Annotated in this window: 25 protein-coding genes; 18 read left to right on the forward strand and 7 right to left on the reverse strand. The window is 38.9% G+C overall.

Annotated elements, in window-relative coordinates:
- Positions 1-15: 15 nt before the first annotated feature.
- The 9 genes from HPK16_RS14205 (at position 16) to HPK16_RS14245 (ending at position 11,899) form a co-directional block, all read left to right on the forward strand.
- Positions 16-1,467, forward strand: coding sequence for a sensor histidine kinase (locus tag HPK16_RS14205; RefSeq protein ID WP_181677576.1), 1,452 nt, complete (start codon positions 16-18; stop codon positions 1,465-1,467).
- Positions 1,464-2,156, forward strand: a complete 693-nt coding sequence (locus HPK16_RS14210; protein ID WP_181677577.1) for a response regulator transcription factor — start codon at positions 1,464-1,466, stop codon at positions 2,154-2,156. Before HPK16_RS14205 ends, HPK16_RS14210 begins: the two co-directional genes overlap by 4 nt.
- Before the next feature lie 188 nt (positions 2,157-2,344).
- A complete protein-coding gene (locus tag HPK16_RS14215) occupies positions 2,345-3,832 on the forward strand; it encodes a nicotinate phosphoribosyltransferase (protein ID WP_181677578.1) in 1,488 nt (495 codons plus the stop codon).
- A 21-nt stretch (positions 3,833-3,853) separates the two neighbouring features.
- Entirely contained in the window at positions 3,854-4,681 is an 828-nt protein-coding gene (nadE, locus tag HPK16_RS14220; RefSeq protein WP_181677579.1) for an ammonia-dependent NAD(+) synthetase, read from the forward strand.
- Between the two features lie 19 nt (positions 4,682-4,700).
- On the forward strand, positions 4,701-5,009 hold the full coding sequence (locus tag HPK16_RS14225; protein ID WP_036092636.1) for a putative quinol monooxygenase: 309 nt from the start codon (positions 4,701-4,703) through the stop codon (positions 5,007-5,009).
- 235 nt (positions 5,010-5,244) lie between these two features.
- Positions 5,245-5,667 carry a PTS sugar transporter subunit IIB gene (locus tag HPK16_RS14230; protein ID WP_181677580.1) on the forward strand — a complete coding sequence of 141 codons (423 nt, stop codon included), beginning with the start codon at positions 5,245-5,247 and terminating at the stop codon, positions 5,665-5,667.
- A 64-nt stretch (positions 5,668-5,731) separates the two neighbouring features.
- On the forward strand, positions 5,732-7,276 hold the full coding sequence (gene guaA, locus HPK16_RS14235) for a glutamine-hydrolyzing GMP synthase (RefSeq protein ID WP_181677581.1): 1,545 nt from the start codon (positions 5,732-5,734) through the stop codon (positions 7,274-7,276).
- Positions 7,277-7,924: 648 nt separating this feature from the next.
- The gene (locus HPK16_RS14240; RefSeq protein ID WP_181677582.1) at positions 7,925-10,666 is read left to right on the forward strand and encodes an AAA domain-containing protein; all 2,742 of its coding nucleotides are present in this window, start codon (positions 7,925-7,927) and stop codon (positions 10,664-10,666) included.
- A gap of 420 nt (positions 10,667-11,086) precedes the next feature.
- A complete protein-coding gene (locus tag HPK16_RS14245; protein ID WP_181677583.1) occupies positions 11,087-11,899 on the forward strand; it encodes a Cof-type HAD-IIB family hydrolase in 813 nt (270 codons plus the stop codon).
- Positions 11,900-11,945: 46 nt separating this feature from the next.
- On the opposite strand, the gene HPK16_RS14250 is transcribed toward HPK16_RS14245, so the two are convergent.
- The 4 genes from HPK16_RS14250 to HPK16_RS14265 form a co-directional block, all read right to left on the reverse strand.
- Positions 11,946-12,854: a CorA family divalent cation transporter gene (locus tag HPK16_RS14250; protein WP_181677584.1), complete on the reverse strand. Its 909-nt coding sequence runs from the start codon at positions 12,852-12,854 to the stop codon at positions 11,946-11,948.
- Between the two features lie 120 nt (positions 12,855-12,974).
- Positions 12,975-13,442, reverse strand: coding sequence for a DMT family transporter (locus HPK16_RS14255; RefSeq protein ID WP_181677585.1), 468 nt, complete (start codon positions 13,440-13,442; stop codon positions 12,975-12,977).
- Positions 13,443-13,455: 13 nt separating this feature from the next.
- Entirely contained in the window at positions 13,456-13,905 is a 450-nt protein-coding gene (locus tag HPK16_RS14260) for a DMT family transporter (RefSeq protein ID WP_059140529.1), read from the reverse strand.
- A gap of 60 nt (positions 13,906-13,965) precedes the next feature.
- Positions 13,966-14,607 (reverse strand): uracil-DNA glycosylase, encoded by a 642-nt coding sequence (locus HPK16_RS14265; protein ID WP_181677586.1) that lies wholly within the window; start codon positions 14,605-14,607, stop codon positions 13,966-13,968.
- Between the two features lie 69 nt (positions 14,608-14,676).
- Between HPK16_RS14265 and HPK16_RS14270 the strand changes: the two genes are divergently transcribed.
- Positions 14,677-14,871, forward strand: coding sequence for a hypothetical protein (locus tag HPK16_RS14270; RefSeq protein WP_181677587.1), 195 nt, complete (start codon positions 14,677-14,679; stop codon positions 14,869-14,871).
- Positions 14,872-14,913: 42 nt separating this feature from the next.
- On the opposite strand, the gene HPK16_RS17215 is transcribed toward HPK16_RS14270, so the two are convergent.
- Positions 14,914-15,168 (reverse strand): GH85 family endohexosaminidase C-terminal domain-containing protein, encoded by a 255-nt coding sequence (locus HPK16_RS17215; protein WP_425487941.1) that lies wholly within the window; start codon positions 15,166-15,168, stop codon positions 14,914-14,916.
- A 96-nt stretch (positions 15,169-15,264) separates the two neighbouring features.
- On the opposite strand from HPK16_RS17215, the gene HPK16_RS14275 reads away from it, so the two are divergent.
- The 5 genes from HPK16_RS14275 to HPK16_RS14295 all read left to right on the forward strand — a co-directional run bounded on the left by HPK16_RS14275 (position 15,265) and on the right by HPK16_RS14295 (position 19,673).
- Entirely contained in the window at positions 15,265-16,098 is an 834-nt protein-coding gene (locus tag HPK16_RS14275; RefSeq protein WP_181677588.1) for a MerR family transcriptional regulator, read from the forward strand.
- The gene (locus HPK16_RS14280; protein WP_181677589.1) at positions 16,088-16,702 is read left to right on the forward strand and encodes a GyrI-like domain-containing protein; all 615 of its coding nucleotides are present in this window, start codon (positions 16,088-16,090) and stop codon (positions 16,700-16,702) included. Before HPK16_RS14275 ends, HPK16_RS14280 begins: the two co-directional genes overlap by 11 nt.
- A gap of 188 nt (positions 16,703-16,890) precedes the next feature.
- Positions 16,891-17,439 carry a DUF3267 domain-containing protein gene (locus HPK16_RS14285; RefSeq protein WP_181677590.1) on the forward strand — a complete coding sequence of 183 codons (549 nt, stop codon included), beginning with the start codon at positions 16,891-16,893 and terminating at the stop codon, positions 17,437-17,439.
- 94 nt (positions 17,440-17,533) lie between these two features.
- Complete coding sequence (locus HPK16_RS14290) at positions 17,534-18,385, forward strand: glucosaminidase domain-containing protein (RefSeq protein WP_181677591.1); 852 nt, start codon at positions 17,534-17,536, stop codon at positions 18,383-18,385.
- A 220-nt stretch (positions 18,386-18,605) separates the two neighbouring features.
- Positions 18,606-19,673 carry a glucosaminidase domain-containing protein gene (locus tag HPK16_RS14295; protein WP_181677592.1) on the forward strand — a complete coding sequence of 356 codons (1,068 nt, stop codon included), beginning with the start codon at positions 18,606-18,608 and terminating at the stop codon, positions 19,671-19,673.
- A 98-nt stretch (positions 19,674-19,771) separates the two neighbouring features.
- Here HPK16_RS14295 and HPK16_RS14300 read toward each other — a convergent pair whose 3' ends face one another.
- On the reverse strand, positions 19,772-20,527 hold the full coding sequence (locus HPK16_RS14300; RefSeq protein ID WP_181677593.1) for an exodeoxyribonuclease III: 756 nt from the start codon (positions 20,525-20,527) through the stop codon (positions 19,772-19,774).
- Positions 20,528-20,602: 75 nt separating this feature from the next.
- Between HPK16_RS14300 and HPK16_RS14305 the strand changes: the two genes are divergently transcribed.
- Both HPK16_RS14305 and pepT read left to right on the forward strand, forming a co-directional pair.
- A complete protein-coding gene (locus tag HPK16_RS14305) occupies positions 20,603-21,130 on the forward strand; it encodes a DUF1697 domain-containing protein (protein WP_181677594.1) in 528 nt (175 codons plus the stop codon).
- A 23-nt stretch (positions 21,131-21,153) separates the two neighbouring features.
- A complete protein-coding gene (gene pepT, locus HPK16_RS14310) occupies positions 21,154-22,386 on the forward strand; it encodes a peptidase T (protein WP_181677595.1) in 1,233 nt (410 codons plus the stop codon).
- Between the two features lie 59 nt (positions 22,387-22,445).
- Here the strand turns inward: pepT and HPK16_RS14315 are convergent, their stop codons facing one another.
- Positions 22,446-23,219: an ABC transporter ATP-binding protein gene (locus tag HPK16_RS14315; protein WP_181677596.1), complete on the reverse strand. Its 774-nt coding sequence runs from the start codon at positions 23,217-23,219 to the stop codon at positions 22,446-22,448.
- Between the two features lie 94 nt (positions 23,220-23,313).
- Between HPK16_RS14315 and HPK16_RS14320 the strand changes: the two genes are divergently transcribed.
- Positions 23,314-23,922, forward strand: coding sequence for an HD domain-containing protein (locus HPK16_RS14320; protein ID WP_181677597.1), 609 nt, complete (start codon positions 23,314-23,316; stop codon positions 23,920-23,922).
- Positions 23,923-24,200 lie beyond the last annotated feature (278 nt).

The following is a 24,200-nucleotide window of genomic DNA, read 5'->3' on the forward strand; positions in this document are numbered from 1 at the left end:
AAATGAGGAAATAGTATGTCCATTAAATTACGATTTATGCTATCTTATATTGCAGTTATCATCTTGACGGGAGCCTTTTTGATTTCGGCTTTTTTTCTAGGTGTATGTACGCTGACAGGGGCTTCACCAGGGCAACTATACAAGACGGCGACACTCCAACGCCCACTTTCAACGGATGAAGAAAATGCTTTTTTAGAGCTGAAATTATTGGCAAAAACTACGCCAGATCAGTTATTGGAATACCAGAATTTTAAATTGTTAGAAAAAAGTGAGGTACAAATCGTGGTTAGAAAAAATGACACGATTGTGTATTCATCTTCGGATTTATCTAAGAAATCGCTACTTGCGCATCAACCAGACTATGAATTAAATAACATAAATATGCGTGGAACGATTGATAATCAGGGCGATTTGTTCCGTTATATCAAGTTTGACTATCTCTATTCTGACGGCTCAAAAGGGAGTGTTATGGTACTTCAATCTGAGAATTCTTATATGGAAGTTCTGCAGAAATGGGGCGCTCTGATTGTTGGCGCGATTCTAATATTTGGCGTTTTAGTGATAGGGTTGCTTAGTTATTTCGTTGCTAGAAGCGTGATTCGGCCGATTGTTCACCTTAAAGAAGGTGCGGAGAAGATTGAAGCAGGAAATCTTGATTTTGAAATGGAAGAGCCAAAAGGGAAAAATGAAATCTCGACACTGATTGCAACGTTCGAAAAAATGCGAATCAGGCTTAAAAAATCGCTAGAGGTCCAAGAACAATACGAAAACAATCGGAAAGAGTTATTATCGAATATTTCACATGATCTAAAAACACCGATTACGTCGATTGTGGGCTATATTGAAGGGATTCAAGATGGTGTCGCAAATACGCCAGAGAAGCAGGCGAAGTATTTGGAAATCGCACATGCGAAGGCGAAAGACATGAATGCTTTGATTGATGAATTATTCTTATTTTCGAAGCTTGATTTGCATAAAGAGCCATTTTATTTTAGAAGTGTCGATTTGAATGCCTTATTGGCACAAGTTGCTGAGGAGTCGGAATTGAGTTTTGCAAAAGCGAATTTTGAGTTAGTAATTCCTGAGGAAAAACTGGTGACGGAAGCTGATCGTGATAAATTGAAGCGGGTTTTGGAGAATTTGATTCAGAATAGCATGAAGTATATGGATAAAGCACAGGCAAATATCAAGATTCAGCTTGAAAAATGTCAAATGGATGCGATAATAACGATTCATGATAATGGTAAAGGAATTTCGGAAAGTGGGATGAATGCGATTTTTGATCGTTTTTATCGGGAAGAGGTATCGCGGAATTCGACTACTGGTGGAAGTGGCTTGGGCTTGTCGATCGCCAAACAGATTGTAGAAGAGCATGGCGGCGAGATTTGGGCGAAAAGTGAGTTGGGAATTGGGACGAGCGTGTCTATCAAACTGAGGTTGAAAAAGAAAGAAGATGATGAAGGATGAAACGGATTTTGTTGGTAGAAGATGAGCTGGAAATTGCGGAATTAGAGCGTGATTATTTGGAGATTAGCGATATGGAAGTGACGATTGAGAGCAATGGTTTGAAGGGGCTGGAACGGGCTCTGGGAGACGATTTTGACTTGATTATCCTGGATATTATGTTGCCGGATATGAGCGGATTTGATATTTGTCGTGAGATTCGAGCGAAGAAGGAAGTGCCGATTTTGCTCGTTTCGGCACGGAAGGAAGATATTGATAAGATTCGTGGTCTTGGCCTTGGTGCGGATGATTATATTACGAAACCGTTTAGCCCGAGCGAACTGGTGGCGCGTGTAAAGGCGCATTTGGCACGGTATGAGCGCTTGGCAAAAAGCAATATTGGGACGCAAAATGAGATTTTGCAAGTGCATAATTTGACGCTGGATTTGGATGGGCGGAAAGTTTTTGTGGCGGATCAGGAAATCATTTTTACAACGAAAGAATTTGATTTGCTCGTGTTTTTGGCGAAGAGACCGAATCGTGTTTGGAATAAGGAGCAACTTTTTGAGCAAATATGGGGAATGCAGGCTGCGGGAGACGTGTCGACGGTTGTTGTGCATATTCGGAAAATCCGAGAGAAGTTGGAGAATCACGGCGCGTATTCTGACTCGATTGAGACGATTTGGGGCGCGGGATATCGATTTAATTTATAGGGAAGTTGGGTGCTGGTAGGCTTAGATATTGCTGCCAGCTTTTTTGTTGGAAATTTTAGAAATAGTCGTATCGTTCTACTCAAACGCCGAATGAAGAATAAAAAGTTAAATACAGCTTATAAAGTTAGCTTTTCTGTCCGATTTAAGCTATGATGTTTTATAAGAAAACATAGACAGGAGTATGGAGTATGACTTTATTTCTAGATGATAGTAAGACGCTACACACTGATTTGTATCAAATTAATATGATGAAGGCGTATTGGGATGATAATATTCATGAACGACGCGCTGTTTTTGAGGTTTTTTTCCGCGATATGCCATTTGACACGGGTTTTTGTGTGTTTGCAGGGCTTGAGCGCATTATCGACTATATGGAGAATTTGCGATTTACCGACACTGATATTGCTTATTTGCGCGAAGAAACCGATTTTGAAGAAGAATTTATTGATTATCTGAAAAATTTACGGTTTACTGGGACGATTCGCTCGGTTGTAGAAGGCGAATTTGTGTTTAAGACCGAACCGATTATTCAAGTTGAGGCGAACCTTGCAGAGGCGCAATTAATCGAGACGGCACTACTTAACATTGTGAATTTCCAAACGTTAATCGCGACGAAAGCAGCTCGGATTAAAAATGTTGTGGAAGGCGAACTGCTAGCTGAATTTGGAACGAGACGCGCGCAAGAAATGGATGCAGCGCTTTGGGGCGCACGTGCGGCTTACATCGGCGGTTGTGATTCAACGAGTAACATGCGTGCCGGCAAAACTTTCGGGATTCCAATCTCGGGAACGATGGCCCACTCGATGGTTCAGGCTTACCGCGATGAATATAAAGCTTTTAAACGCTATGCGCAGACACATAAAGATTCGATTTTCCTAGTGGATACGTACGATACGTTGAAATCGGGCATTCCAAACGCGATTAAAGTTGCGCAAGAAATGGGCGATACCATCAATTTTATCGGTATTCGTTTGGATAGTGGAGATATGGCCTTCCTATCGAAAAAAGCTCGTCAAATGTTGGATGAAGCGGGATTCCCTGATGCGAAAATTTTTGCGTCGAGCGATTTAGATGAAACAACGATCCTCCACTTAAAAGCGCAAAAGGCGAAAATCGACGCGTGGGGCGTTGGAACGAAACTGATTACGGCGTACGATCAACCAGCGCTGGGTGCGGTTTATAAACTGGTCGCAATCGCCGACGAGCAGGATGTTTTACAAGACTCAATCAAGCTTTCCAGCAATACCGAAAAAGTCACGACTCCTGCCAAGAAAAAGGTCTATCGCATTATCACAAACGAAGAAGGACCAAAAGCAGAAGGCGACTACATTTGCTTGGAAAACGAGTCATTGGAAGGCGTCGACACGCTAACGATGTTCCACCCAATCCACACATATATCACAAAAGAAGTCACCAATTTCACCGCAAAAGAATTATTGGTTCCAATTTACGAAAAAGGGGAATTAGTATACCAAAGACCAACTTTAGAACAGACGCGCAAATACAAAGAAGAAAATTTAGCCTTGCTTTGGGATGAATATCAACGGACGGTGCGACCAGAACAATACCCAGTTGATTTAAGCGTGAAATGTTGGAAAAATAAAATGCAAAATATCGAAAACGTCCGCAAAACCGTACAGAAACATTCACCGGTCAATTTTGATATTCCATTTTAAGCAAGTGAAGGGGGCAGGAGAATGAGTCTACAAAAACAGATTATCGCAGAAATGCATGTGTTACCAAAAATCGATGAAACGGCAGAAATTCGCCAAAGTGTAGAGTTTTTAAAAGCCTATTTGACGAAATACCCATTTATCAAATCGCTCGTACTCGGCATTTCAGGAGGGCAAGATTCCACGCTCGCTGGGAAGCTGTCACAAATGGCCATCAGCGAACTGCGCGAAGCCACGGGAGACGAGTCCTATCAATTTATCGCGGTACGTTTACCATACGGCACGCAGTTTGACGAGGCCGACTGCCAAGACGCGCTTGATTTTATCGAGCCAGATCGCGTGGTGACCATCAATATTAAAGCGGCCGTCGATGCGAGCACGGCGACATTGCTTGAAGCGGATATCGAACTTTCCGATTTTGCAAAAGGCAATGAAAAAGCGCGCGAACGGATGAAGGCGCAGTATAGTATCGCGGCGATGAATCATGGCGCTGTCGTTGGTACCGACCATTCCGCTGAGGCAGTGACAGGCTTTTACACGAAATACGGTGATGGCGGAACGGATATTAATCCACTGTTTCGCTTGAACAAACGCCAAGGCAAGGCGCTTCTAAAAACGCTCGGTTGTCCAGAGCATCTCTATCTGAAAAAACCGACCGCGGATCTCGAAGAAAATAAACCAGCTTTACCCGATGAAGTTGCGCTCGGAGTGACTTACGATAACATTGATGACTATCTAGAAGGCAAAAAAATCCCAACAGAAATCGCGATTCAGATCGAAAATTGGTATTTAAAAACGCAGCATAAGCGTCACATGGCAATCACAATCTTTGATGACTTTTGGAAAAATTAGTTTTGAGGAGGAGATGACAATGAAAATCGCATTTGGTTTAATTACAAAATTCAAAGCGCATCCAGGAAACAGGAAAGCGCTAGTCAATATTTTGCTAGAGGCAGCGACTGGGCTTGATAAATATAACGCGTGCATTCAATACGTCGTTAGCGTGAACGAGGATGATCCCGATACAGTGATTGTGACAGAGGTTTGGACAGATTCCGGACATCACAAAGCATCACTCGACAATGAAGAGGTCAAAGCCGTGATTGAGCGCGCGAAACCACTCATTGAGTCCATCGAAAAAAGCGTAAGCATGGACGTAGTCGGCGGAAAAGGACTATAGAGTCGTTTCTATAATCAAAATAAATCGGCGACAAGCGCTCGCATTCAGGATATTCGGCAGACTTCCGGTTCTCACGTACAGTCGTACGCTCCGCTTCCGGCTTCCACCGAATATCCTGAATACAAACGCTTTCGCTCGATTTTGCGAATACCCTAATCTTCGTCTTACCTCGTAATGGGTTAGGCGTTTCTTTATGTTAGGGTTTTACTAAATGATCTTGAGAGGAAGCTTACAAATGAAAAAACTACTCATCGTTTGCGCGGGCGGTGCTACATCAAGCTTAATGGCGCAAAATGTTGTAAAAGAAGCCGAGAAGCAAGGCATGACTGCAGCCCTTTTGTTCCCGGAAGATCTCAAATACAACCGTTTCGAATCCCACCAAGATAAAGATCTCGTCGTTGTGATGGGACCGATTGGGATGGTGAGCACCACGCGTCTTCAAGGTTATGCAAAAGTCGATGCCGTTCTCGTGTCGCCGCAAGTCAAATATCTTTTTAAGAACGCGGAAGCTGTCTTGAAGGAGCTTGGAATTCCGTGCGCAAATATAGATTCTCTGTCATTTGGAAGGATGCGGGGAGATGTTATTTTAAAGCAAGCGCTGACATTGATAAATCCCGATTTTTACGGTTGCAAGAATCCAGACCAGACGTTACAATAAAGAGAAGAACTTGAAACACGCGCAACTTACATAAATAAATTTTAAAGGGGTTTTGTGAAGGAATATGAAAGATTTTACAGAGCAAGAGAAAATTATCGTTCTTGATTTTGGCAGTCAGTATAACCAATTGATTACGCGTCGTATCCGTGAATTTGGCGTGTACAGCGAGTTGCACCCACACACAATTACGGTGGAAGAAATGAAAGCCTTGAATCCAACTGGAATTATTTTCTCAGGCGGCCCGAACAGTGTCTATGATGAAGGCGCGTTCCGTTGCGACGAAGACCTATTCGAGATGGGTATTCCAATCCTCGGCATTTGTTACGGCATGCAGCTGATGACGAACCACTTCGCTGGAAAAGTAGAGCCCGCAAAAGACCGCGAGTACGGCAAAGCGACAATCAACGTTGAGAAACCATCCCGCCTTTTTGCAGCATTACCGACCGATCAAGTCGTTTGGATGAGTCACGGTGACTTAGTCGTTGCCGAACCAGCAGGCTTTGAAGTCACTGCTACCAGCGCATCATGCCCGATTGCGGCAATCACAAACGAAGACCGCAAAATGTACGGCGTGCAATTCCACCCAGAAGTACAACATTCCGTTCACGGTACCGAGCTACTGAAAAACTTCGCGCTAAACATCTGCGGTTGTAAAGGCGACTGGACGATGGAGAACTTCATTGACGTTGAGGTTGCTAAAATCCGCGAACAAGTCGGCGATAAAAAAGTACTGCTAGCCCTTTCTGGCGGCGTAGATTCCTCTGTAGTCGGCGTTCTGATTCACAAAGCGATTGGCGACCAGTTAACCTGTATTTTTGTCGATCACGGTTTGCTACGTAAAGGCGAAGCAGAGCAAGTGATGGAGACACTATACGGCGATTTCCACATGAATATTATCAAAGTCGACGCCAAAGAACGCTTCATGACAAAACTTGCCGGCGTTTCTGACCCTGAGCAAAAACGTAAAACAATTGGTAACGAGTTCATATACGTTTTCGACGACGAAGCAACCAAGCTTGATGGCGTTGAATTCCTAGCACAAGGAACACTGTACACCGACATTATCGAAAGCGGAACAGCAACAGCACAAACAATCAAGTCCCACCATAACGTTGGCGGGTTGCCAGAAGACATGCAGTTCCAATTGATTGAACCCCTAAACACACTATTCAAAGACGAAGTTCGCGCACTGGGACTAGAATTAGGAATGCCCGACGCAATCGTTTGGCGCCAACCATTCCCAGGTCCAGGACTAGGCATCCGCGTACTCGGCGAAATCACGGAAGAGAAACTAGAAATCGTCCGCGATTCCGATTACATTTTACGCGAAGAAATTAAGAATGCCGGTTTAGATCGCGAAATTTGGCAATATTTCACGGCATTACCAAACATCCGCAGCGTAGGCGTGATGGGCGACGGCCGTACGTACGACCACACCGTTGTTATCCGTGCGGTAACCTCGATTGATGGCATGACAGCAGACTGGGCACGGATTTCATGGGAAGTGTTGGAGTTGATCTCGACGCGAATCGTGAATGAAGTAGCGCATGTGAATCGCGTTGTGTATGATATTACGAGTAAGCCGCCCGCGACTGTGGAGTGGGAATAAGTAGCTAAAGAGAATTGAGGCGTTAAACGGCTTATATATGCGTTTGAAGATGAATAAAAAGGGGATTTATATGTAAAAGAAAATGGGTCCCTGCCAAAACCCCTACCGAAAAGGATAGGGGTTTTAGAGTACATATAGAATTGTTGTGAGTGATGAAAAAATCTAAGATAGTTGGCTGCATGAACGGAAAAGGAGTATCAATACAATAATAAAGCCTAGTGAACCAATTTCATAATTCAAAAGAGTTGTGGTACAATGACTTTCCTAACATCAAAAATGGCTACCTCCCCATGCCACATTGGTAAATATCAAAAAATAACTAATATCAAATTTTCAAACCTCTTTGCCTGCGCTATTCCGAAATGGAAAGGGTTATTATTCCTGTGAAAACAAAAGTGGAGTTATGAAATTGATTCACTCAGTAAAACTAAACTAGTATATTTAATTTCAGAATCAGTAGCATTTGATAATATTGATTTGTTTTTACAAGAAAGAGCTAGTGTATCTATTGATATAGTGAGGTAGGAGCAGATAGAAATATCTGTTTTTATTGTGTATTCGGTTATTGAGAAAGAATATACAAATTGGTATAATAAAGTAATGAGGATGGAAAAATGAGATTTTATATTAAGGGATGATGGATATAATATGAGAAATATAGATTTTCTGTGGGCACGACAAGGAGATAAAGAGAAATTTGAATTCGAATATACAAACATGCAAGGAAATAGAAAGACTCATAAACCAAACGGGATACAACATATTGATGAGGCGGAGGGAAAAGTACGATTATTATTCAGTACAAGATCTTTTGAATATGTTATAGATAGAATGAAGAGCTTGCGTCTAAGAAATAGTGATATTCCTGTGGAAAAGGAAGTTAAATATGAATATAAAGCATACACCTCCAATAATATATACAGTTACTATAATGAAATAATTGACTACTTAATAGGCGGAAATATTAAAAATAATCCTAAAGTTGCTGAGGGGCTAAATTTCAGTATGCAGTCAACAAAAGAGAAAATTTTATCTAGTGATGCCCATAAGTTTAATAAAGCAATATTTAAAAAATTTATGAATGGGAATAAAGCAGAAAGAATAATTTTGAATCAAGAAAGTAAAGCACTGATGTTGCCTTTTATTTCGAATCAATCTCAAAAAAAGGCTGTTACCAATGCTTTAGAGTATGATATTTCGGTGATTCAGGGACCGCCTGGAACAGGTAAAACGCAAACAATTCTTAATATAATTTGTAATGCTATAGTTGAAGATAAGAAGGTGCTTGTAGTATCAAATAATAATAGTGCTATTGATAATGTCGCTGAAAAATTAGATGGATTAGAAAAAATGTTTAATTTTTCAATACGACTAGGAAATAAATGTTATACAAGCAAGCTAGTAGATAATATTCAAGAAAAAATGAAAAATGATTTGGAACGATTGAAAGAAAAACGAAAAAGTAATTGGAGAAAAATAGATCTAGAAAAACTAATTAATAAGATTAACCTACTTGAACTTGAGTGTGCAGAACTTATAAAATATAAAAATCAATTAAGTGAATTATATACACAAAAAAGGCATATAGATAAAAAAATAAGCACATACAATGCAGATGCAACAAAAATAGAAATAAATAAATTACTTGTTTTTCCATCAGAATTAAAAAGAGAAATAGAGTTTTTACGTAATCAAAGAACAAAAGCAAATACGTTATTGAATAAGGCTTATTTCCGTGTGCGATTTTCAGAAAAAAGAATTGATACTGATAACTATACAATGTATCAGTGGAGGCTAGAACAACTTTATGCAATAAAGATGATTAAATATCTGGAAAATAAAACTCGTAAACTCCCAGAAAAGCAAGAAAAAATAGGTAAGCTTTATGAGGTGTACAGAAAAGAATCAATTGAACAAATTAATAATAAAATAAAAAATAAGTTTCAATCATGCGAAAATGAGTGTAATGATATTGTTCAAAAAGAAAAAATTGATAGCTTTTTTAGTATAAAGCAACAAATATTGAACATTTATCCAGTTGTTCTTACAACCTTGGACTCAGTTGTATCTAATGTAGGGTACTCAAGATATGATTATGTTATTATTGATGAAGCATCACAAGCAAACATTATTACAGCTATACCAACAATAAACAACGCTATGAAGATAATAATAGTGGGGGATACAAAACAGCTTTCTCATATAGTTGATAAAGAATTAGCGATAGAAGATGAAAAGCTAATGGAGAAATATAATATAGATTATAAATATTCTTTTTCAAAGAAAAATCTATTGGAATCTATTCTAAGTGTGTGTGAACCACCCGAAGTATTGCTTAAAGAGCATTATAGATGTGATTTTAATATTATAAATTATTGTAATAAAAAATATTATAATGATGAGTTGGAAATCTATTCTAAGAATTCATTATCGGAGAGCATAAAAATTATGGCATTAAATCAAGAAAAAAATTCTGATTATGGTCTAAGAAAAAATGGTGATGGAAGCTATTTTAATAGAATAGAAGAGGTTGCAATTAAAAAATATATAGGAGATAATTTTAGTGACACTGCAATAATCACCCCATATGCGAAACAAGAAGAAAATTTAAAAGAAAGTATTACAGAACTTGCAACTACGACAGGAACGATATATAAGTTTCAAGGAAGAGAAAGTAAAAGAGTTATCCTCTCAACCGTCCTTACTCATGAAATAGAACACTGTAAAAATACGAATACATTGGGAAACGAGACTATTAATGTGGCTGTATCACGAGCAGAAGATGAGTTTGTTTTATTTACACATGATAAATTTTTTAAAGAGCAGAAGCATGAATTGAAAGATCTCATCGAGTATATTGAAACATATGGAAATATATTGGAATCAAATGTGAATTCGATATTTAGTTATTTATATAAGCAGATACCTTATTTTAAGAAGACTGCTATGTATGAAAGTGTCTGGGAAAAATCACTCTATGATAGAATGTTAATAATTATGGCAAATTATCCTGGGTTTTCAATAAATATGAAATTAACAGTTGCAGATGTAGCAGGAGATAAAAAATATCTAAATGCACATCCAGAACACAAAAAATTTGCTTTGAATAAAGGAGCGCATCTTGACTTCACAATTGTTAACGAACTTACAGAAAAACCAGTACTAGTAATTGAACTTGATGGAGAAAGTCACAAGGAACCTGAGCAACAGCGGAGAGATAGTATAAAGGAGCAAATATTAGAGCATCACGAGATTCCATTATGGCGAATAAGTAGTAAAGATGCGCTAGAACATAAAAATTTAGAAATGGTTTTTAGTGAGTATATGAGTGAAGTAGAGTTAGGAAATAGGCTGAGTAGTTTTCTTGCAGATAATAAATGGAAGTATTAATTGACTTAAATAATAAAATATTGAAGCGGTCAAGAATTTTGCATTGTTAAGAGAGAAAGAACAACCAATCAGAAATAAATTGAATAACCACTCAAAACATTGTGAACTCTAAAGCTAGAAGATATAATCATTTCGAGGAGTAGTCATTTATAGGATTAACAAGTGTATTGGAAAGTTAAGAGTAAGATGATAAAATTCTGATAACAGAAATTTGATAAGAGCCAAATAATATGGAAAATATGAATTTTAAGTGTATAAAACCACGCTAAAACTAAACTAATATATTTAATATTAGCATCACCTTGCTGAGCGGGGATAACTTCCAAAGAGTTCGAAATCCTTTATAGGTTTCGGCTCTTTTTTTGCACGTAGAAATGTTACAATAAAGCTAAATACAACTTAAAAAGGAGCCAACCCAAAATGCCAATAAAACTAATCGCAGCCGACATGGATGGCACATTCTTGAATAACGACCAAGACTACAACCGCGAACGCTTCAATCGTCAATATACCGAATTGAAAAAACGTGGTATCCGTTTCGTTGTCGCAAGTGGAAATCAGTATTATCAATTAAAATCATTCTTTCCAGATTTTGCGCATGAGATTTCTTTTGTGGCTGAAAATGGTGCGTATATCGTCCATTCAAACGAGGAAGTTTTTTGTGGTGAAATGAATGAGAAAACCGTGCATCAAGTCCTCGATATTCTTCATGATTTCCAGCCGCTTAGTCTTGTTGTTTGTGGACGAGATAGTGCGTACGTTGCTGCTAATACGAGTGAGGCGAACTTCAATCAAAGCTTGAAATATTACCATAAACTAAAGCGCGTGGACGATCTCTATACCATCAATGATACGATTTTCAAATTCGCGCTTACTTTTAACGAATCGGAAGTGCCAGAAGTGTTGAGTAAGTTGGATGAAAGTGTTGGCGATTTCATTACTCCTGTAACGAGTGGAAATGTGTATATTGATTTGATTATTCCTGGGTTGCATAAGGCGCATGGCGTGAAATGGATTCAGGATATATGTCAAATTGAGGATCATGAAACAGTGGCTTTTGGCGACAGTAGCAACGATATAGAGATGTTGCGCCACGTGGCATATGGTTTTGCAGTGGAGAATGCGACGGAGCCAGTTAAAGCAGCGGCAAATTATATGACGGACACGAACAACGAAGAGGGCGTATTTAATACGATCGATGCTATTTTAAACGACGAGTATCCGTTTAACTGAAAAAAGACTGAACGTTAAGCTTTCTGGGCTCAGCGTTCAGTCTTTTTCACCGTCTCAACAATCTGCGTAATACATAGGAAAGTACGAACCAAACAACGACACTAATCGCGATCGTAGTGACCCAACCAAATGGATTATGCTCAAGTGGCAAGGGCATGTTCATCCCGAAAAAGCCGGTAATAATCGTTGGAATCGTTAGCAGAATCGACAATACCGTCAAAATCTTAATCGTATCATTCAGATTATTATTCAAAATATTATTGTACGTCCCTGATAACTGCTGCAAAATTTGTGATGATAATTGGGTCATCTCAACCAGCTGCTTCGCCTCAATCACCGCATCTTCAAACTGCTCTTTCTCACTCGCATCGAGCGTCCGATAAATAATATGTGTCTTGATCTGCTCTAACAAAACTAGATTTTGCTTGGATGCAGAGACAAAATAAACAATCCCGGTCTCTAAATCAGATAGAGAAAGTAAGTTTTGCTTCGTCGTTTTTTCCTTCAGCTTATCATTGATTGTTTTTCGATCTGCGTCCATTTGCTCGACGAACGGAAAATAAGAATCGGTAATCATAAACAAAGAACTAAACAAGAACTCAAAAATCGTTTTTTCATCGTTGTGATCCAAATATCGCTTCATTTTATCCGCAACATATTGGTTTTTCGCGTTCGTCACCGTAATAAATTGCGAACCTTTAATCAAAAACGTCATCGGAATCGTTTCATAATGATCGTCAATTTTCTCATTGTTTGGCACGTTGAAAAACAGCACAAATGTATTCGTTGCTAAATCGTATTCCAAATGCGCGCGCTCGTTTCTATCCAGCGAATAAGCCACAACCTCATCATCAATCTCATATTCTTCATAGAACTTTTTTAATTCCGTGGGGTTCTCAATATTGATATTAATCCAATCATATTTTCCATTATTAAAAGGTATCTTAGTAATCACTGCCTCATCTCCCTTTTTTCTGACTGAGCCTCTAATTATTATAGCAGTAATTTCGAATAAAGAAAGCCTGGAATGACGACTAAAAAAGGATTTCCCGCCTAGATGCAGGAAATCCTTTTTTTAGAACCATTGAATTAATAAAACACCGCCAACCATCGAAAGCACACCGAGTATGCGGTAACGATTAATCGGATGCTTGATAATCCCGAACCAGCCAAAATGGTCAATTGTCAGCGCGATAATCATCTGGCCACAAAGCGCCAAAACAACAGTCAGCGCAGAACCGAGCAGTGGTAGCAGTAAAATATTCGACGTAACGAAAATCACGCCAAGCGCACCGCCAGTGAAAATCCACCACGGAATTCGGCCAACACCGCGCAGTTGAAAGGTTAGTCTGCGTTCGACAATGAGGGATATGAGCAGAAGTAACGTCATCCCGACTAGAAAGGAGATCATCGACGCAATAATCGGCGAGTCTACTGCAATCCGCAATCGGCTGTTGATAGAAGTCTGAATTGGCGACATCATGCCCGCGACAAGCCCCATGCACATAAACGCGATCATCGATTTAGATTTTTTTGTTGTCATAAAAAAGCCTCCCTTAGTAACGCTGCATCAGAATAACGCCGAAAAACATCATCGCAATTCCAATGACTCTTGGCAAATTAAGCTCATGAATCGGCACGCCAAACCAACCGAAATGGTCAATCAATAGCGCCATCACCATCTGCCCACAAAGCGTAATCACGACGGTCAAAGCTGATCCGAGTCGTGGCATTAATAAAATATTTGACGTTAAAAAGAACACACCAAGCGCGCCGCCGCCAAACCAAATCCACCAAGGATTCACCGCCAGCATATGTACATCAAATGTCCAACCGTGCTCAAAAACGAGTGCTAAAGCAATCAAAATAATGCTTCCAATCAAAAAAGACACCCAAGAGGCGATAAAAGGCGATTTTGTATAGCCGCGTAGTCGTGAATTCACTGCCGTTTGAACAGGGATAGTCATCCCCGCCATCAGTCCAGCCAACATCAATAATAGTGTCATCAAACGATCCCCCTTTTTCAGTAATAGTCTCATTATAGAACAAACGTGCGGATCTGTCGTTTATATTGCTCTCACCGCTAAAATTTTCTTCAACTTTTCCCAATCTGCAATGAGTTGCGGTTCTATTTTACGATTGTAGAAAATGGCGGCAGGGTGGAATGTTGGAAAAATATCGTAGGCTTGCTGGGAGGGTACGTAGTTCGAATCGGTATCAAGTTGTTTAATCTTCCCATGCCAAATGTTACCGTGAGATTCAGAAATCGTCATTTTGTTATCGATGAGGCGCTTCAATGAGCAGCCACCCAAAGCAATGATTAATTTTGGCTTAACTTGCGCGATTTCATAATCAAGAAGCGGTGCGTGTAAAAGAATTTCTTGTTGTTTTGGCATTCGATTCGGACGTTTCTCGATTTTTTGTCCTGTGTTATCGATCATCGTTTTCCTACCAAATGGACGGCTTCGAACAACACTCGTAATATAGACTTGATCGCGTGTTAAACCAGCGATAGCAAGTGTCTTGTCGAGCTCCTTACCAGAACGTCCAGTAAATGGAATCCCAGTTCTAATCTCGACTTCACCAGGAGCCTCACCAATCAACATGATATCTGGTGAAAAATCACCATTACCAAAGACAAAGCCCTCCAAGTCAAATTCTTTATTTTTAAGAATAATTGGATCGATTAGTTCTCGTGGATACGTCATGTTAACACTCCCAAACTTGAACTTTCTTCTATTAAATTATAACATGGGAGAGAGACAGGAGGAGACGGCATGCATTTTTTGAAATTATTTTTTAACGTGTTAGTCATTATTGGCCTTATTTTATTGGTAGCCAGATTAGTAACGGTTGCATTGAAGTTCGCTGGAATTGAATTCACAACGTTCTTTGTAGATTACTCGATACCATCGCTAGGAATTCTACTAGTCGGGGCTCTAGGAAGCTGGTTTATCGATAAAAAGAAATAGGAAAGTGGTCTGCTCAAGTTGCTAGCAGACCACTTTTTTCGTTCAATACACGATAGCTTTCACTGTAATTTGAGCTTTTCCTTTAACAGTATGAACATTCGTTGTAAAGAAGGCAGTAGAGGGTGTTGTACCAATCAACTCTTGTGCACCTTTGGCATTTTTTTGATAAATTTCGTAATAGCCAACGTTGCCAAGCGCTTTATCCCAGGTGATACGAGCGTTTGTTTTGCTATGTCTACGAAAACAAGATGCTTTCTCAAGCCTACTACAAAAATTTCCAATTAAAAAGTAGCGGATTTAAAGATTACTGGATTAATCTTAGCTCTGCGCTTGACTCTCCACCTGTGTCATAGTTTAAAATGAAGATATAAAAGCTTAATAAGGAGGCACATCATGTTCCAAATCGGTGAATTTTCCAAACTAGCAAACGTAAGTATCCGTTCTTTGCGCCATTACGATAAAATCGGCTTACTTATCCCTGAAAAAATTAACATAGAAACCAATTATCGTCACTATTCCGCGAAGCAACTACAAACCATCAACAAAATTCAAAAACTAAAAGAAATTGGGCTCAGCCTCTCCGTCATCAACGAAATTTTATCATCCGGATCTGACGTGAAGACCATCCAATCCCATTTTGCGATTCGAGAACTGGAATTACAAGAAGAGTTGGAGACAATCAAACAACAAAGCCTGCTTCTAGAAAGTTCGCTAGCTGTTCTAAAGGAAGATAGTGCTAAATGGAACTATCATATTATCAGAAAAGAGATTCCAGAACGCTTTGTTGCTAGCATTCGAGACACGATTCCGACTTTCGCAAGCGAGGGTCTGCTTTGGGAGCAACTATACGCAGAACTAATCCCGCAACAAGTCCCATTTGCAAAAGAACCGTATAGCATGGCGATTTTTCACGATGAAGCTTACCGTGAGGCCGATGTCGACGTAGAAGTACAAGTTGCCATTAAAAGTGCAGATTACGAGTCCAGAAACTGTATAATTTTCAAAGAAGCCCCCGCAGTAACCGTAGCCTCTGTTATAATAAATGGGAGTTACGAACAAATGACAGCCGTGACCGAGACCGTCGCGATTTGGCTAGAAAATCATAACTATCAATTAAGTGGTCCGATGTTTAATATTTATCACGTATCCATCGCAACCGAGCCCAATCCAGAAAACTGGGTAACCGAAGCATGTTTCCCAATAAAGGAGGAAAACCATGAAATATGAATGGCGAAAACAAGACAAAAAAATCTACTTACCAAAAGCAAATCCTGAAATAATCGATCTCGGGCCAATGAAATACATCACAATACAAGGAAAGGGAAATCCAAATAATCCACTTTTTTCAGAATTGGTTACAGCACTATACGCCACATCCTACGCGATAAAAATGATGCCGAAAAAAGGGATAACCCCTAAAGGATACTACGACTACACCGTATTCCCGCTAGAAGGATTCTGGAGCCTAGAACCTGGAAGTCTAGCATTTGATAAAGATAAACTCACGTATAAAATCATGCTACGCCAACCAGACTTTATCACAGCAGAACTCTTCGACATGGCAAAAGAAAAAGCAGCTAAAAAAGTTTCCGAGGAACACCTTAATCAATTGAAGTTGGAAGAAATAACAGAAGGGCTGAATTTGCAAATGCTACACGTGGGAAGCTTTGAAGATGAGCCAACATCGTTCGCCAAGATGGAAGCATTCTGCGAAGAAAATCATATAGAAAGAATCAGCAAAAACCATAAAGAAATTTATTTATCAGATTTCAAAAAAGTATCTCCAAACAAACTTAAAACAACGCTCCGCTTCGAAATAAAATATAAATAAGGGCGATAAAAAAATCTCAATCTAACTAAACGCTAGATAGGGATTTTTTTATACACTTATATATAGAAGAAACCAGATTTTTTTACATAATAATTGTTTTCTACCTGTTCTTCATACTATAATGGAAGGAAGGGAAACGGGATAATTTTGTGTTAGCAAGGATTGGAAGAAATGAGGTCAAGATTGTTATGAGAATACAAGCATTATCGAAGGAATACAACATTGTTAACGACAAAAAAAGAATGCAAACCATTAAAATTATGGCCACTGCTCTAATCGTAATCATGTTAATTGTCGGCATCGTATTGGCCTTGCGCGAAGCCGTACCAGTCAACTTCACCCTAATGGGGATTGTACTGTTTTTGATCGCGCTATACATCGTTTTCACCATTCACGAACTCATTCACGGACTCCTTTTTTGGGTGCTTGGCAATGGTAAACTAAAAATAAGCTTAAAAAAAGGTATGCTTTATTTTAACTGTCCAAATCAATTATTCGCTAAATGGCAATTCAACATCATCAGTATTGGACCATGCGTTTTAATAACCCTGATTCTAGTTATTTTAGCCCTGGAGTTTCCGGGTGATTTAGTAGCAATTTACCTGCTGATTGTGGCTCACTCTGCCCTATGCATGGCAGATATGTACACCATGAAAATCGTATCTTCTGCACCAAAAAAAGCAAAAATAAGGGATACAGAAGATGGCATTATTATTGAATCAAAAAATAATTTCTAAGTCTCGGGATGGTTGCAAAAGGTACTACTTTTCGGATACAATAAGGCAATAGGGTAAAAAGGGCATCAAGGTACAGAAAGTAGGTTTTACAAAAATGAGACGTCGGAAGAAAAAGCCACTTCTTATTGGAATTTTACTTGCAGTCGTTTTACTCGGCGGATTGGCTTTTTTCGTAGCAGCTAAATTGTTTTTCACAGAGGACGAGCCAGTAGAAGTAACGCGTGTCGATCCAAAGCAAGAATTCATTGAACTACTAGCCGGGCATGCACAACAAATACAAGAAAAAGAAGGCATTTTGACTAGTATCACCTTGGCTCAGGCCATTTTAGAGTCTGACTGGGGGAACAGCGGACTAGCGACAGAAGGACGGAATTTGTTCGGTATCAAAGGTCGCTATCAAAATGATTCCGTAACAATGCCTACACAAGAATACGAAAACGATTCGTGGATCACTGTTGATGCCGCATTCAGGAAATATCCAACATGGTTTGAATCACTGGATGACCACGCTAATCTATTTTTGAAAGGAACTTCTTGGGATAAAGATAAATATCGTGAAGTTGTTCAAGCAAAAGACCATCGCACGGCGGCCAATGCTCTGCAAAAATCTGGTTATGCAACAGACCCAGGTTACGCGGATAAGCTAATCGATCTAATCGAGCAAAGAAACTTGCAAGCATACGATAGAATTTACGATACGATTATTTCCAGAAAAACCATGCAAGAAATAGGTTCACCAATGCTTACAAAAGATACTACTATTTGGTCTAGTCCACCCAGAACAAAAGGGTCGAAAAAGACAAATGATTTAGCGAAATATGGAACAAAAAAAGTAGAAATTATTCAAGAAATGAAGACTGAAAATGGGATTTGGTACCAAATAAAATCGGGTTCAAAAATGTTGGGCTGGGTAAATAAAGATGTGATTCGCATTAAAACGCTATAAAATTATGGCGTTTTTTTGATGTGTTCAAAAATAAAACACATCTAGAAACTGGCTAAGAATAGCGGTCTAGACATGTTTCGTAATATTATAAACAGAAATGACACATTTCTGTAACCTAAATGCAACACTATTTTTGCTAGAATGAACCCTGTTGATTTGAAAAGATACATGAAAACAAAAATACTATAAAAAAATCAGAAAGAAGTGTAGAATAAATCGAATGAAAAAATCAGTCAAACGCAGCGTAGCTATTTTAGGAACAATTGGGATGATGATGGGCACAATTGGTATTCCAGTTAGCACATATGCGGCAGAACGAGAAAATAATTCATCTATAAGCTACACCAATTCCCAGCAGAAATTTCTAGATCAAATAGTGCCAGATGCACAGAAACTACAACGTGAGCATGGCGTTTTAACAAGTGTAACGATTGCCCAAGCTATTTTAGAATCAGGGTGGGGAAAAAGTGGCTTAACACAACAAGCTAATAACCTATTCGGCATCAAAGGTAGCTATGAAGGCCAATCCATCACGATGAATACGAAAGAATTTTTTGATAACACTTGGACGACGGTAGATGCACCATTCCGCGCGTACCCAAGCTATTATGAGTCACTGGAAGATCATGCTTTACTATTTGTTAACGGACCTTCATGGAATCCGAATAAATATGCGGGCTTGGTTGGCGAAGAGGACTACAAGAAAGCAGCGCAGATCATTGAAGATGGTGGCTACGCAACAGATCCGAACTATGCGGAACAACTTATCCAGACTGTAGAAACTTACGACCTTGCGAAATACGATCAAGTCTACGATACGGTAACTGCTAAAACTGGAATCTATGCATATGGACAAGTGAAGCCTAACGCCTCCGCTTCTGCATGGAGTGTGCCTGAAACTATGAAAGGCGCAACAAAAAAAGCTAATCTATCAAACTACAATGGCAAGAATTTACGACTTGTTAATCGAGCTAAAGTAAGCGATGGCTCTACTTGGTACGAAGCAACATTAAATGGTCAAAAAATTGGTTGGATCAAGGCAAACCATTTAAAACTGATCTATACAACATCTATGGAACAAGAAGTAAACCTAATCAGGGGTGTTGAAAATGCAACAGGAAAAATTTATGCTTTTCCAGTCATAGACAACAGCGCCGTTAGAGGAACACTTGCTGGTCTAGACGAGGTACATGTAGACAGTCAAGCTGTAGTGAACAATAAAATTTGGTACCGTATAAATGATGGCGGTAAGCGACTTGGTTGGGTTGAATCCCCAACGTTAAAATAAATAAATTAGAAAAACGCGTATCCAGCAATATCGGGATACGCGTTTTTTGAAATTTAAAGGGTTTTACAAAAGTTTGGCGAATAAGAATACTATAGCTTCTAAATGCGAATCATTAATTCCACAGGACAATGATCTGATCCCATCACATCCGCGTGTATTGAGGCTTCCTCAATCTTATCAGCTATGCGATTAGATACAACAAAGTAGTCAATACGCCATCCAGTATTTCGGGCACGTGCATTCATACGATAAGACCACCAAGAATAGGCTCCTTCTAATTCTGGATATAGGTGGCGGAAAGAATCTGTAAAGCCGCCTGCAAGCAAATCAGTAAATTTGCCGCGTTCTTCATCCGAAAATCCCGCATTTTTACGATTTGTTTTAGGATTTTTCAAATCGATTTCTTGATGTGCTACATTCAAATCACCGCACACAATGACCGGTTTAACTTGATCTAACTTTTTCAAATGCGCCAAGAAAGCATCCTCCCAGTCCATCCGGTAATCAAGGCGTTTCAATTCATTTTGCGAATTTGGTGTATATACTGTAATCATATAGAATGCAGGGTACTCAAGCGTAATCACACGCCCTTCCTGATCATGGACCTCAATATCCAAACCATACTTTACAGAAAGCGGCTCGGATTTAGAGAAAATGGCTGTGCCAGAATATCCTTTTTTAACAGCATAGTTCCAATAATCATGATAACCTGACAAATCTAAGTTAATCTGCCCTTGCTGAAGCTTTGTTTCTTGCAGACAAAAAATATCAGCATCTACCTCTCTAAAGTAATCCATGAAGCCTTTCTTCTCTGCAGCCCTGAGACCATTGACATTCCAAGAAATTAATTTCAATTCCATCACTCCTTCGATATCTACTATTATACCTCACAATAATTATTAGGTATAATGGGAAGTGGGAGGTAGAAGATGAAGTATATTATATTCTTGAGAGCCATTAATGTGGGTGGCAACCGCAAGATAAAGATGGCTGATTTGAAAGCCGCACTCCAAAGTGAAGGTTATCTAAACATTACGACCTATATTCAGAGTGGAAATATTATAGCAGAGCGAGAAGAGAGCGACCACGAAATTATCCAGACAGAAATAGAGGCACTAATCAAGAAACATTTTGGCTTTGATGTCCCAGCCGTAGCATTTAACGTATCCGAATATGAAGAGGTGCTAAAGCGAAATCCTTTTGACGGAGATAAACTGATGGTTCATTTCCTAGATAGGATACCTGAGCAAGCAATGATTAATAAGTTAGAACAGCTGAGCCTAGATCATCAAGATAAGAGTTCACATGCAGGAAGATTTTTATACATTTCTTTAAATGCAGGCGTATCCGATAGCTTATTTTCAAACAAGTTCGTTGAAAAGGTACTGCAGGTAAGGGCGACTGCAAGAAACTGGAACACCGTCTTGAAAATGGTTGATAAAGCAAACGGTAAATAATATAATCAGGGAGGAAAAAAACAATGAGAAATGAAATAATAGAACGATTCACAAAATATGTAAAAATAGATACGCAATCCAGTGAGGCAAGTTCAACCGTTCCGACAACACAGGGGCAACTAGAATTAGGAAATATATTGGTGGAAGAATTAAAAGCAATCGGAATGGAAGAAGTAACGATAGATGAGAATGGTTATGTAATGGCTACACTTCCAAGTAACACAACCAAAGAAATAGCAACCATAGGGTTTTTAGCGCACATTGATACAGCAACCGATATGACTGGTAAAAATGTATCTCCGCAAATTCACGAAAACTATGATGGGGAATCAATTGTGTTAAACAAAGATCAAGGCGTTGTTCTTTCACCTGAAGCATTTCCAGAATTGCCTACATACAAAGGTCAAACGATAATTACTACGGACGGCACTACCCTTCTTGGTGCGGATGATAAGGCTGGCATAACTGAGATAATGGTTGCGATGAATTATTTATTAAAGCATCCAGAAATAAAACATGGGCGAATCCGTGTAGCTTTCACACCAGACGAGGAAATCGGTCGTGGGCCGCACAACTTTGATGTAAAAGCATTCGGTGCAAAGTTCGCGTATACTATGGACGGAGGACCAATCGGCGAATTAGAGTATGAGAGCTTTAACGCCGCAGCTGCTCGGATCACATTTAAAGGTAACAGTGTACATCCGGGGACAGCTAAAGATAAAATGATCAACGCCAATAAAATGGCAATGGAGTTTCATAGCCATTTACCACAGGAAGAAGTACCGGAAAAAACAGATGGCTACGAGGGTTTTTACCACTTAATTTCACTAAATGGTGACGTGGAGCTTGCAAAATCCTACTATATTATCCGTGACTTTGATCATGACGCATTCATTATGAGAAAAGCTAGAGTTTCTGAAATAGTAAAAGAGCTTCAAGCGAAATATGGTGAGGAAAATATTGCTTTAGAAATGAACGACCAATATTACAATATGAAAGAAAAAATTGAACCAGTAAAAGAAATTGTGGACGTAGTCTATAGAGCTATGAAAAATTTGGAGATTGAACCAGACATTCGCCCAATTAGAGGTGGAACGGATGGGTCGCAATTGTCTTTCAAAGGTATGCCAACACCAAATATTTTTACAGGTGGAGAGAATTACCACGGTAAATTTGAGTATATCTCTGTTGAAAGCATGATTAAAGCAACACAGGTGATTATTGAAGTAGTACGTCTATTCGAACACGAGGCTTAACGAAAACATCGCTTATGAGAATAAATCTATTTGGAGGCATTCTCATAAGCGGTATTTTTTCATCTAGGGAATATGGATATTTGACCGTTATCGCGAGTAACGACATCTACGTCATGACAATAGAAGGAAGACAACTTTTCTTTAGTAAGCATAGTGTGAGTTAACCCTGAATCATATTTTTTTCCATCTTTAAGTAATAGTGTATGGCTAAAACATGATAATATTTCTTCTGTATGGTGTGTTACATAGAGAATAGTTGGAGCAGTAGGTAATTGAGAGATTACTTCGATACGTTCTAATAAGCGTTTTTTTGCAAAAATATCGAGTCCAGTGCAGGGCTCATCAAGAATCAATAATGCAGGGTTTGCCATAAGAGCTCTAGCAATCAGTACAATTTGTCTTTCACCTTGTGATAGAATAGCGTAATGCTTCCCAATTAATTCTTCTCCGCCACATGCTACTAAAATCGTACGAGCAGCCTCTTTCTCTTCAATAGTGGTTTCTTGATATAAACCTATACTAGCAAATTTCCCGCTGACAACTATAGACTCAGCAAGGTCATATTCGCGTAGCTGTTGTTGTAAAGAGGAACTGACCCAGCCGATTGATTTACGTAATTCAGGGAGTGATGTTTTCCCAAACTGATGACCTAAAACGTTGAGTGAGCCAGAAGTGGGCCAAAGATAGCCATTCAATAATTTCAGTAAGGTAGTTTTTCCAGAACCATTTAATCCAAGCACTGCCCAATTTTCTTTAGCTTTAACAGTCCAGTCAATGGAATCTAATAAAATTTTTCCATCACGCTTTAAAAACACTTGATTGAATTCGAACATATAGAAATCCCCCTTAAGTAAGATATAGAGTCCTTGCATCTATTTTACATAAAAATAAGAAAATAGGATAATATAAAGTGAGGTATTGAGAGAAATGGACAATCAAATTTTAGAAAAAGCTATATCATATATACAAAAGAAGTTCTCAGATGAAAAAACAGGACACGACTGGTACCATATTGATAGAGTTCATAAAATGGCGGTATACATCCAAAGTAAAGAAGGTGGTAATCTTATGCTTGTTAGAATGGCCGCTCTGTTTCACGATTTCACAGATCCAAAACTGAATAGTAATCCCATAGAAGCAAAAGAAGTCATGGAAGATTGGTTTAGAGTTCACGGGTTAGCAGAAAATGAAATCCAAAATATATCATCAATTATTGAAAATGTGTCCTTCAGCCAAAGTAGAAAAGAACAAACTAAATTGAGTTTGGAAAGTAAAATTGTACAAGATGCAGATAGATTGGACGCAATTGGAGCAATTGGCATAGCGCGATGCTTTACATACGGGGGATCTAAAGGGCGGTATATTTATAATCCTGAAAATATGGAATCAACCAGTGTACAGCATTTTTATGATAAGCTTTTACTAATTAAAGATAGAATCCAAACGGATGCCGCTAAACCAATAGCGTACACAAGGCATGAAGCAATGGTAGGCTTTTTAAATAGCTTTGAAAATGAATGCAATATACAATTTTAATGAATTAAAACAAAACAGTTGCTTTTTATGAATATATATTATATACTTAAAAAGTTCTCGAGTTGAGAGCGCGGAAATATTAATAAAAATAAGTTGTTGACACGCTAATACGATTTATGATAAGATGTAAAAGTTGTGTTAAACAAAGCACTGACCTTTGAAAACTGAACAGAAACAAAGATAAAACCAATAGAGACAGTGATGTTTCTAGGTAAGAATCGCAGGGCGGAAATAGAAAGCTATTTCCAAAAGTAATACTAGTAAAGTAATTTGCTAGC

The sequence above is a fragment of the Paenilisteria rustica genome (assembly GCF_013820765.1).
Lineage (GTDB): Bacteria > Bacillota > Bacilli > Lactobacillales > Listeriaceae > Listeria_A > Listeria_A rustica.